Source organism: Cohnella sp. GbtcB17, from assembly GCF_019091135.1.
In the GTDB taxonomy this organism is placed as follows: domain Bacteria; phylum Bacillota; class Bacilli; order Paenibacillales; family Paenibacillaceae; genus Cohnella.
The window spans coordinates 20,742-31,011 of record NZ_JAGXJW010000075.1; the positions used below are offsets into that span (position 1 = coordinate 20,742).

Genomic DNA, 10,270 nt, shown 5'->3' on the forward strand with positions numbered 1-10,270 from the left:
AGGTTTGCGCGGCTGCAGCGCGAGGCGAGCGGGCAATGCCCGCTGCAAGCGAGAAATCCGCGGCTGCAGCGCGAGCGCGAGACTGTAAGCTAGGTTTGCGCGGCTACAGAGCTAGGCGAGCTGGCAGAGCCCGCTGTAAGCGAGAAATCCGCGGTTACAGCGGGAACGCGAGACTGCAAGCGAGGTTTGCGCGGCTGCAAGCGCAAGGCAGGCGGGCAAAGCCCGCTGCAAGCGAGAAATCCGCGGCTGCAGCGCGGGTGCGAGACGACCGGCGCGATTCGTGTCCGTGCGCTTACGTCACGCTCAGCGCGCTGCGCGCTGCCAGGATGAACCTGGCCTGGTCCAGCGGATTCACGCCCGAGCGCTTGCGTTCGGCCGCCACGCCGGCCGGCGCCTCCTGATAGCCCGCGAACGATGCGGACAACACGCCGCGTCCCTTGGTCATCGAACCGAGCCGCGCCGGGAAATCCAGCGAGTCGGCCACGGGCAGCCGGCCCTCGATCTCCATCCGCTCGCCGACCGGCACGGGCGCCCCGATGTCTGCCCGCATCAGCAGAAGCTCGTTCATCAGCTTGCCCGCGAATTCCGCGGGGACCGACAGCTTGAACTTGAGCACGGGCTCAAGCAGTCGCGTGCCCGTGCGCGCCAGCCCGTCCATGATGCCCATCGGCGTCGCGATGACGAAGTCGAGCGGATGCGTATGCCAGACATGGTGCTCCCCTTCGACCAACGTCACCTTGAGATCCGTGACCTCCCACCCGAGCAAGCCCTGCCGCAGCGCTTCGGGCACGCGCCGGGCGACTTCGTTCTGATAGCTGTCCGCCAGACGCTCGCCGCGCTCCTTCGATTCATAGACGAGCCCGCTGCCGCGGGGAAGCGGCTCGATGAGGAAGCGAAGGATCGCCCAGCACGGCTTCGGCGCCAAGTAGGCGACATAGCCCTCGCCGACGCCGGCCGGCGTCTCTTTATAAATAACGGACGGCGGGCCGAACGTCACCGTCAAGCCGAACCGGCTCTGCAGCACGCTGGCCAGCACCTCCGTCTGGATCGGCCCCATGACCTTCAGATGCAGCTCTCGCTCGTCCTGCATCCACTGGAGCGCGAGCGCGGGATCCTCGTCCGCCAGCTCCTGGCAGGCCGCGACCACGGCGGGATACTCCGCCTCGGATCGCCAGAACGCCTGCACCGTCAGCAGCGGCACCGCCAGCTGACGCACGCCGGGTACGCCCTCGGCCGAGCCGACGATATCGCCGATCCGCGCCCGGCCCCAACCGCATACGGCTGCGATATCGCCGGCCGCAAGCACGCCGACGTCCTCCCAGCGCTTGCCGTCCGCCTTGCGGATCTGCGTGATCTTGTCGCTCGTCCCCTCGGCGCCGCCCGGGATGACGTCGCGGTTTGCGATCGTCCCGCCGTAGAGCCGTACGTAGGCGATCCGCCCCATGACGGGATCCCGCTCGAGCTTGAATACGACGCCGGATACATCTCCCGCCGGATCGCCCGCGGGCGGCGGCAGCAGCCCGATCATCGCGTCCATCAGCTCCCGCACGCCTAGTCCCCTGGCCGCTGCCCCGAACAGCACGGGGAACAGCTCGCCGCGGCGAGCTCCCTCGCCTAACGAAGCCTTCATATCCTCGAAGGGCAAGCTCCCTTCCTCCAGGTAATGCAGAAGCAGCGCCTCGTCTCGCTCCGCGGCCGCCTCCGTGAGCAGCTCACTGAACACTTCGTTCCATTCGGAGCCCTCGCCGTCCCCATCAGCCGGCGACAGCAAATCGACCGCTCCCGCGAAGCGATCCTCGGCGCCGATGGGCGCCTGAATCGGCACCGCCGCCGACGACAGCAAACGCCTGATCTGGCGAAGAACGCCATCCGGATCCGCCCCTACCCGGTCCATCTTGTTGACGTACAAGATCGTCGGCAGATTCATCTCCCGCAGCGCCTGCCAGACGACCTCGGTCTGTGCCTGAACGCCTTCGGCGGCCGACACGATCAGAATCGCGCCGTCCATCACCCGCAGCGAGCGCTCGACCTCCGCCAAAAAATCGACATGCCCCGGCGTGTCCACCAGGTTCACGTCGATGCCTTGCCACGCCAGGCGCGTAACCGCGGCGCGAACCGAGATGCCGCGCGCCCGCTCGACTTCCAGCGAATCCGTCTGCGCCGTCCCGTCGTCCACGCTGCCCGCCGCGCGGATGCGGCCGCTCGCGAACAGCATCTGCTCGGTCGTCGTCGTCTTGCCCGCGTCGACATGCGCGAAGATGCCGATATTTCGCCGGCCGCCGGCTTGCTTTTCTAACGCTATCGCTGACATCACCTGCATCTCCTCCGCCGTCACATGCCTCCATTGTACCGCATGCGGCAAGCGTGCCGCAGCACGCGAGGAAAGTCAAAAGAGCGTCTTGATCGCGGTCCCCCCTCTTCTCGGCATAAAAAAACCGCCCATCGCAAACGCGACAAGCGGTTGAATCGAACAAGCCGTACCCGCTAAAAAGCAGGCAATCAGATCAATAAGGAACCTTGAACATGTAGCGGCGCGTTTCCAGCGGGTGGCCGGTAGCGGCAGCAAGCTCGACCGCGTAGACACGGAGCACGAAGTTCAGCAGAAGCGGAGCGAGGTAGCCCTTCAGCTCTTCGTCGATGCCGCTCATATCGAACTGCTTGGCGTCCAGCACGAGCAGCTTCTCGCCGTGCTCCTTCAGGAACTTCAGCGCGCGCTCTTCCATCGGACGCGTCTCGTCGAGGCCCATGAGCAGGATGAACGGCACGTCTTTGTCGAGAATCTCGAACGGACCGTGGAAAAACTCGCCGGCGTGGATCGCGTGGGAGTGCTTCCACTGCATCTCCATCAGGATGCAGATCGCGAACGAATAAGCGATGCCGTAGTTCACGCCGCTGGCCATTGTGTAGATGACGCTCTCGTCCTTGTTGGCTTTTGCGTAAGCCTTCGCGCCTTCGAGCGCTTGCGCCTTCGCCTTTTGCAGAACGGTCGTCATGCTGTTCAGGCTGCGGACCAGCTTCTCGTACTTGTCGTTGCCTTCCTTGACCGCGAGCAGTCCCATCGTCAGACGGTACAGCACCGCGTAGTTGGCGATCTCCGGATGCGCGTCGAGTTCTCCCGGAGGCGCCCAGCTGTAGTTCACGATGAAGTCCGACTCGTCCGCGAGCGGCGCCGTCGGCACGTACATGAGCGAGACGACGAGCGCGCCCTTGTCCTTGGCGAACTTTGCGGCATTTGTCGTTTCCGGCGTCTTGCCCTTGTGCGAGCACAGGATGACGAGCGATTCGGCGCCCAGCGTCGACGGATTACGGTAAATAAATTCGTTGGAGTTGTAAACTTCGGCCGTAATCGAGGTCGACTCGCGGTCGATAAAGTATTTGCTCGGATACATCAGAGCTGCGGAGCCGCCGCAGGCGACGAGGAATACCCGGTTAATCGTTCTTTCCTTGTACGCCTCGATGATGCGATTAACTTGGTCCTGCGCGGTGGTCAACACGTTTGCTACGCTCATGGTTTCTCCTCCATTATTCTATGTTGTTATATGTTGTCTTAATTAAACATATACATTTTTGATTAAAATGTCAACCCATTTTCTTGTAAACGTGCAATCGGTCACGCCCTATCCCGCCTCGCCCTATCCGGTCACGCCCTGTCCGGCGATTCCCGGACTCGTCATCCCGTAAGGCTCGAGAATCTCGTCGAGCTGCGCTTCGTCCAGCAGATCGTGCAGCAAGACGAGTTCCCGCACGGGCCTCCCCGTACGGATGGCTTCATGCGCGATCCTGGCGGACGCTTCGTAGCCCAGATACGGATTCAGCGCGGTCATCACCCCGACGCTCCGGTCTACGTAGTCGCGACACCGCTCCGCATCGGCCTCGATATCGATGAGACAGAACGTGCGGAAAACGCGGAATACCCGCTTCATCATGTCGAGCGACTGGAGCAGATTAAACACGAGAACCGGCTCCATGACGTTCAGCTCGAGCTGGCCCGCCTCCGAGGCGAGGGAGATCGTATGATCGTTGCCGATCACCTGGTAGGCGACCTGGTTGACGACCTCGCACATGACCGGATTCACCTTGCCCGGCATGATCGAGGAGCCCGGCTGGCGCGGCGGCAGCCGCAGCTCGCCCAGTCCGGCGCGCGGCCCAGACGCCATGAGCCGGATATCTCCTGCGATTTTGGACATGTTGATCATGCATACCTTGAGTGCGGCCGATACCTCGGTGAACGCGTCGGTATTCTGGGTCGCGTCCGGCAGATGCTCCGCCCGGCGCAGCGGCAGTCCGCTGATGTCCGCCAGCTCTATGACGACCCGGTCGATATAGCGGGGATCGGCGTTAAGGCCCGTGCCCACCGCAGTCGCGCCCATGTTGATCTCGCAGAGCTGCTCCCGCGTACGCGCGATTCTGCCGATGTCGCGGGCAGTCACTCGTGCGTAAGCCTCGAATTCCTGTCCCATGCGGATCGGGACGGCATCTTGCAGATGGGTGCGACCGACCTTGATGACGCCGTCGAACTCGGCGGCTTTGCGCAAGAACGCGGCTTGCAGCAGCTGCATTTCCTCCAGAAGAAGATCGAGCAGCCGCAGCGCGGCGATATGGGAGGCTGTCGGGAAGCAGTCGTTGGTCGACTGCGACATGTTGACGTGGGAGTTCGGGCTGACCTGAAAGTAATCGCCCTTCTCCCCGCCGAGCAGCTCGATCGCCCGGTTCGCCAGCCCCTCGTTCGCGTTCATGTTGATCGACGTGCCCGCGCCTCCCTGGATCGGATCGACGACGAACTGGTCGTGCCAGCTTCCGGCGACGACCTCGCCGGCCGCCTGTTCGATCGCCGCCCCGATCCTCGGCTGCAGCCTGCCGGTCGCCATATTCGCCCGCGCCGCCGCCATCTTGACGATCGCCATCGCCTCGATCAGGCTCCCGTGCAGCCGGTAGCCGGTGATCGGGAAGTTCTCGACCGCGCGCAGCGTCTGAATGCCGTAGTAGACATCCTGCGGCACGTACTTCTCGCCGAGAAAATCCGACTCGATCCTATGCAAGGCCGGCGGCATGAAGCACGCCCCCCTTCTCTCCCGCCGGCTCGCGGAAGTCCGGCGGGATCCGCTTGGCGACGCCGGTCGCGATCGCCGCCCGGACGACCGCCTCCCGTACGCGGGTGACTACCTGCTCGTTGAATATGCTCGGGATGATATACTGTTCGTTCAGCTCGGGCGCGGTCACAACGTTCGCGATCGCCTCCGCCGCCGCCAGCTTCATCGTCTCGTTGATCTCCCCGGCCCGGCAGTCGAGCGCGCCCCTGAAAATGCCGGGGAACACAAGCACATTGTTGATCTGGTTCGGATAATCGCTCCGCCCCGTCGCGAATACGCGAACGAGAGGGATCGCCGCCTCCGGCGCGATCTCGGGCTCGGGATTGGCCATCGCAAACACGATCGGATCGGCGGCCATCCGACGGACGTCTTCGGGAGACAGAACGCCCGCGCGGGAGACGCCGATGGACACGTCCGCTCCCTCGATCACCTCGGAGAGAGCGCCGGCGCGATTACCGACCTGCGGCTGCTCGGCGAGCCACTGCCACATCGGGTAGTCGTAGGCGCCGCCCCGCACGATCGCGCCGTCCCGGTCGACCGGCGTCAGCCGGCCGACGCCGGCGGCCAGCAGCATCCGGCAGATGGAGACGCCGGCGGCCCCGATGCCGTTGACGACGACGCGGATGTCCTCCATCCGCTTGCCCGTCACCTTAAGCGCGTTGAGCAGGCCGGCGACGACGACGACCGCCGTGCCGTGCTGATCGTCGTGGAACACCGGGATGCTCAGCTCCTCCTGCAGCCGCCGCTCGATCTCGAAGCAGCGCGGAGAGCTGATGTCCTCCAGGTTGATGCCGCCGAAGATCGGGCTGATCGCCTTGATCGTGCGGATGATCTCCTCGGTGTCCTTCGTATCGAGACAGATGGGAAAAGCGTCGACGTCCGCGAGCTGCTTGAACAGCATCGCCTTGCCCTCCATCACCGGTGCCGCGGCGGCCGGTCCGATATCTCCGAGGCCCAGCACGGCCGTGCCGTCGGTGATGACCGCGACCGTGTTGCGCTTCAGCGTCAGGTTGTACGCCTTCTTCGGATCGTTCGCGATCGCCGCGCATACCCGAGCTACGCCGGGCGTGTATACCCGCGACAGATCGTCCCGGTTGCGAATCTGCATCGTCGGCTGGATCGAGATCTTGCCGCCCAGATGCGCGAGGAACGTGCGATCGGATACGTTGACCACCTCGACGCCCTCGAGCGCCCGCAGCGTCTCGACCATCTCCTCGTAGCCGTCGCGGCCAAGCTGTACGGCGATGTCCCGCACCGACGAGGACGCGCCGGAGCGGATCACGTCGGTGGCGACGATATCCCCGCCGCAGCCGCCGACGGCCTGGGCGACATCTCCGAACGAAGCCTTGCCGTTCGTCAGCTCCAGACGAATCATTACACTTTCGAATCCCATAGCGCCTCTCCCCATTTCCAGAGACTAACCTTTGTCATACCGTAGAATTCCGAAGCCGGTCGCCGCCTGCCCGTCCGAGCAGCGCGAAGCCCGCGGCCCCGATCACGCTGAGCGCCGCCGCGCCGCCGAACAGCAGCGGATAACCGCCGGCCGCGATGACCCAGCCGCCGATGTTGCTGGCCACGATGCCCGCGATGTTCGTATAGACGACAATGAACAGCGAATGCGCGGTCGTCTTCGTATTCGGCGGACTGTTGTCGTACGCATAGTTGATGCCCGTCGCCAGGAACAGCGCATAGGTGACGCCGGACAGAATTTGATTCAGCATCAATATTTCGAACGGCGGCTCAAGCGACAGCACGAACCAGCGAAGCGCGCCGGCCAGCGATACGAGCGTGAGCGTCCGGACATAGCCGAGCCTGCGAATAATGTAGCCGGAGAACAAGAAGACCGGAATCTCCGCGATCGACGACACCGTGTACAGCAATCCGATCTTGCCCGAGGCTTCGCCGCCGAAGCTGCTGATGTACACCGAGTAGAAAGCATTGTTAAGCTGCGGACCGATGGCGGAGATGAAGACGGGTATGAGGAAAAACAGCAGCTTGCGCTCCTTCAGCAGCGGGAGCATCTCGGCGATCATGCCTCGCCTTTTCGCCGGCGCGCCTTCCTTCGCCTCGCCGTTTTTCTTTTCCCCGCCGTCCTCCCCCCGCTTGCGGCCGCCCGAATCGAGCGTGAAGCTGAGCAGGCACATGACCAGCATGGCGACGATATAAGCGATGAACAATTGCGACAGCCCGTACCGGTCGTACAGCATGCCGAACAGCGTTACCGAGAGGCCGAAGCTGACCGAGCCGACGACGCGTATGGCGCCGTAGCTGAGCGCGTTGCGCTTGGCATGGCGGACGGTGACGGCGTCGACGACGGGCAGCGTCGCAGAAGCGAAGACGGCCAGCACGATCGAGATAAACACGTACAATGCGAAGCTGTGCCCGGCATAGCGATAGAGGAACATCACCCAGGGCGTCACGCCCATGCTGCATACGAGCACGGGTTTGGCGATGCCGTAATAGTCGATCAGCATGCCCCATACCGGCTGCATCAAAAACCCGACGAGCGGTCCGATCGAGAAAATGAGGCCGATCTGCTGCGTCGACAACCCTTCTTGCGCAAACCAGTAGCTAAGGAACGGCAGGTAGGAGGCGTAAGCGATGTAAAAAAAGTAGTTGTACACATGCATCGAGTATTTGCGCATCGGACTCGGCATAGGGGCCTCCGTAACCCGTCCGGCGTCGGCTATGATAGCAAGCGGTCCAGGGTGCCCAGACTGACGGCCAGCGCGGCGTCCGGATCGATATAATGCAAGCGCGAGCAGATCTCCAGCGACACGTAGCCGTCGTAGCCGAGCTGCTCGAGCTCCTGTATATAGCCGCCGATGGGCAGTTTGCCTTCACCCAGCGGGAGCTGATCCGAGTCGTTGAGGTGAACGTGGACGAGCTTGTCGCCGAGCTCTCCGAAGTATTCGGTCAGCGTCTCGCCCGCGACCGCCATATGACAGGTGTCGACCACCGCCTTGAGATGCTGCGTATCGGCCTCGCGCAGCATGGCCGCGAGATCGCCGCGGGTCAGCGCCAAATTGGATTCGATGATCTGCAAATGCTCCAAAATGGCGGTGATGCCGAGCGAGCCCGCACGTTCGGCGACGCGGCGCAGCCCTTCGCAGGCCCGCTTGCGCGCCTCCTCGGGCGACTTGCCGTAGTAGCCCCATCCGGGCAGCAGCTGCAGCATCGGCGTGCCGAGCTCGGCCGCGATCTCGACGCACTTCAGCAGGTAGTCGAGCGATCGCTGCCGAATGACCGGGTCCTCCGCCGCGATATTGAGCGGATAGCCGCCCTGCTTCGGCGTGAAGCAGATCGGATTCAAGGACCGGCGGTCCAGTTCGCGGCGCAGCTCGGCTGCCTCCCGGTAAGTGGCGTCCGGGACGAGGAAGTGCGGATAGCCCGCCCACAGGTCGACGTTGCGAATGCCGTGCCGTTCCATGGCGTCCAGGAACTTCTCGAACGGGTGATACTGGTAATGAATGTTCATGACTGCGATTCGGGAGCGATCGAGCTTGGTCACGACGGCATCTCCTTCAGACCGGACGGTGCGTGTCAACGGTACGACCGCTCCATCCTTTTAGCCAATATGGACAGCGGATAGCAGAGAACGAAGTAGACGGCGAGCACGAGCGTATACATCTGCATCGCGATGCTCAGGCCCTGCATCAACTCTACCCGCTCGATCACGAGCTGGGCCGACTTCAGGAAGTCGCGGTTGCCGACCAGCACGGACAGCGAGGTGGATTGGATGAGGTTCGACATCAGGCCGATGACCGACGGCAGCATCCGCCGAACCGCCTGCGGTAGGATGACGTAGCGCATCGTCTGGATCGGACTCAGGCCCAGCGCGAGGCTCGCTTCGGTCTGGGTAGGCGGGATCGATTCGATCGCCCCGCGCACGGCCACCGAGATATTGGCGCTGCTCCACAGACTGAGCGCGATCATCGCGGACACGTAGTTGTTGACGCTGATACCCGCCTCCGGCAGCAGGAAGAAGACGAGGAACAAGGTGATGACGATCGGCAAGCCCCGGAACAGCTCCGAATAGCCGCGCGTCAGCATGGAGACGATCGCATGCCGAGACGTCTGAAGCACGCCGACGAGGACGCCGAGCACGAGCGCGATGCCCAGGCAGCTGAGGCTTAGCAGGATCGTATTAATCAGCCCGTCGAGGAGAAAGCTTGAATTTCTTGATAAAACCTCCATTTAGGCCCCTGCCTTTCCGAGTCTTGTTGTTGAAGTCAAGCCTGCGCTGGATCCGGCCGAACACGTACGAGGTGCCCCAGACGAGGAGCAAATAAATGAAGGCGATCGTCAGCAGCATCTCGTAGGTCTTGAAGTCGTAGGCGATGCGATCCATCGCGTTGAACGTCATCTCCGCCACGCCGATGCTGGTCATATAGGCGGAGTTTTTAATGACGGACACCGCGGTATTGGAAAAGGCGGGAAAACTGATCCGAAAGCCAAGCGGGATGATGATATGACGGACGATCTGCGGCGTGCTTAAGCCCAGTGACTGTCCGGATTCGATCAGCGCGTGAGGGACCGCGTCGGTACCGCCGCGGAAGTTCTCCGCGGCGAACGCGCCGCCCCACAACGAGAGCGCGATGATCCCGACGGCCACCGCCGACAGCTTGATGCCGAAGGCGGGCAGACCGAAGTACAGGAAAAAGACGTGGACCAGCAGCGGCGTATTGCGGATCAGATCGACGTACACCGCCACGATCTGGGACAATACCGGTATTTTCAGCGTCCGTACGACGGCGCCGCCCATCCCGATGACGAGCGAGAAGAGGATGCTGACCGCGCTGATGATGACGGTCATCTTCAGACCGGCGAGCAGCAGCGGCAGCGTATGGATAACGTATGCAAAATCAAAGCTCAACCCGAGCACCTCCTCGTGGTGTCAACTACATGGCGTTCCGCAGGAACTGCCGGGTGCGCTCTTCCTGGGGATTGCCGAATACCTGCTCGGGCGGCCCTTGCTCGACGATGACTCCTTGATCCATGAAGACGATGCGGTCGCCGACATCGCGCCCGAAGCCCATCTCGTGCGTGACGATCAGCATCGTCGTGCCGCGCCCGGCCAGATCCTTCATGCCGTCGAGCACGTCGCGGACCCGCTCCGGATCGAGAGCGTAGGTGACCTCGTCGTACAGCAGTACCTCCGGATTCATGACGAGCGAACT

The 10,270-nt window shown here is 63.1% G+C and carries 9 protein-coding genes; all 9 read right to left on the bottom strand.

Features of this window, described 5'->3' with window-relative positions; translation table 11 throughout:
* Window positions 1-292 precede the first annotated feature (292 nt).
* Entirely contained in the window at window positions 293-2,311 is a 2,019-nt protein-coding gene (locus KVT38_RS29580; protein ID WP_217597347.1) for an elongation factor G, read from the bottom strand.
* A 193-nt stretch (window positions 2,312-2,504) separates the two neighbouring features.
* Window positions 2,505-3,491 carry an SIS domain-containing protein gene (locus KVT38_RS29585; protein WP_217597358.1) on the bottom strand — a complete coding sequence of 329 codons (987 nt, stop codon included), beginning with the start codon at window positions 3,489-3,491 and terminating at the stop codon, window positions 2,505-2,507.
* 141 nt (window positions 3,492-3,632) lie between these two features.
* Window positions 3,633-5,051, bottom strand: a complete 1,419-nt coding sequence (locus KVT38_RS29590; protein ID WP_217597348.1) for an aspartate ammonia-lyase — start codon at window positions 5,049-5,051, stop codon at window positions 3,633-3,635.
* Window positions 5,032-6,483 (bottom strand): NAD-dependent malic enzyme, encoded by a 1,452-nt coding sequence (locus tag KVT38_RS29595; protein ID WP_217597349.1) that lies wholly within the window; start codon window positions 6,481-6,483, stop codon window positions 5,032-5,034. The genes KVT38_RS29590 and KVT38_RS29595 overlap by 20 nt, the downstream gene beginning before the upstream one ends.
* A gap of 34 nt (window positions 6,484-6,517) precedes the next feature.
* Window positions 6,518-7,747: an MFS transporter gene (locus tag KVT38_RS29600; protein ID WP_217597350.1), complete on the bottom strand. Its 1,230-nt coding sequence runs from the start codon at window positions 7,745-7,747 to the stop codon at window positions 6,518-6,520.
* Window positions 7,748-7,776: 29 nt separating this feature from the next.
* Window positions 7,777-8,601: a sugar phosphate isomerase/epimerase family protein gene (locus KVT38_RS29605; protein WP_217597351.1), complete on the bottom strand. Its 825-nt coding sequence runs from the start codon at window positions 8,599-8,601 to the stop codon at window positions 7,777-7,779.
* Window positions 8,602-8,633: 32 nt separating this feature from the next.
* Window positions 8,634-9,287 (bottom strand): amino acid ABC transporter permease, encoded by a 654-nt coding sequence (locus tag KVT38_RS29610; RefSeq protein WP_217597352.1) that lies wholly within the window; start codon window positions 9,285-9,287, stop codon window positions 8,634-8,636.
* On the bottom strand, window positions 9,238-9,966 hold the full coding sequence (locus tag KVT38_RS29615; protein ID WP_217597353.1) for an amino acid ABC transporter permease: 729 nt from the start codon (window positions 9,964-9,966) through the stop codon (window positions 9,238-9,240). The genes KVT38_RS29610 and KVT38_RS29615 overlap by 50 nt, the downstream gene beginning before the upstream one ends.
* Before the next feature lie 25 nt (window positions 9,967-9,991).
* On the bottom strand, window positions 9,992-10,270 hold a 279-nt coding region (locus KVT38_RS29620; protein WP_483298203.1), incomplete at its 5' end, for an ATP-binding cassette domain-containing protein.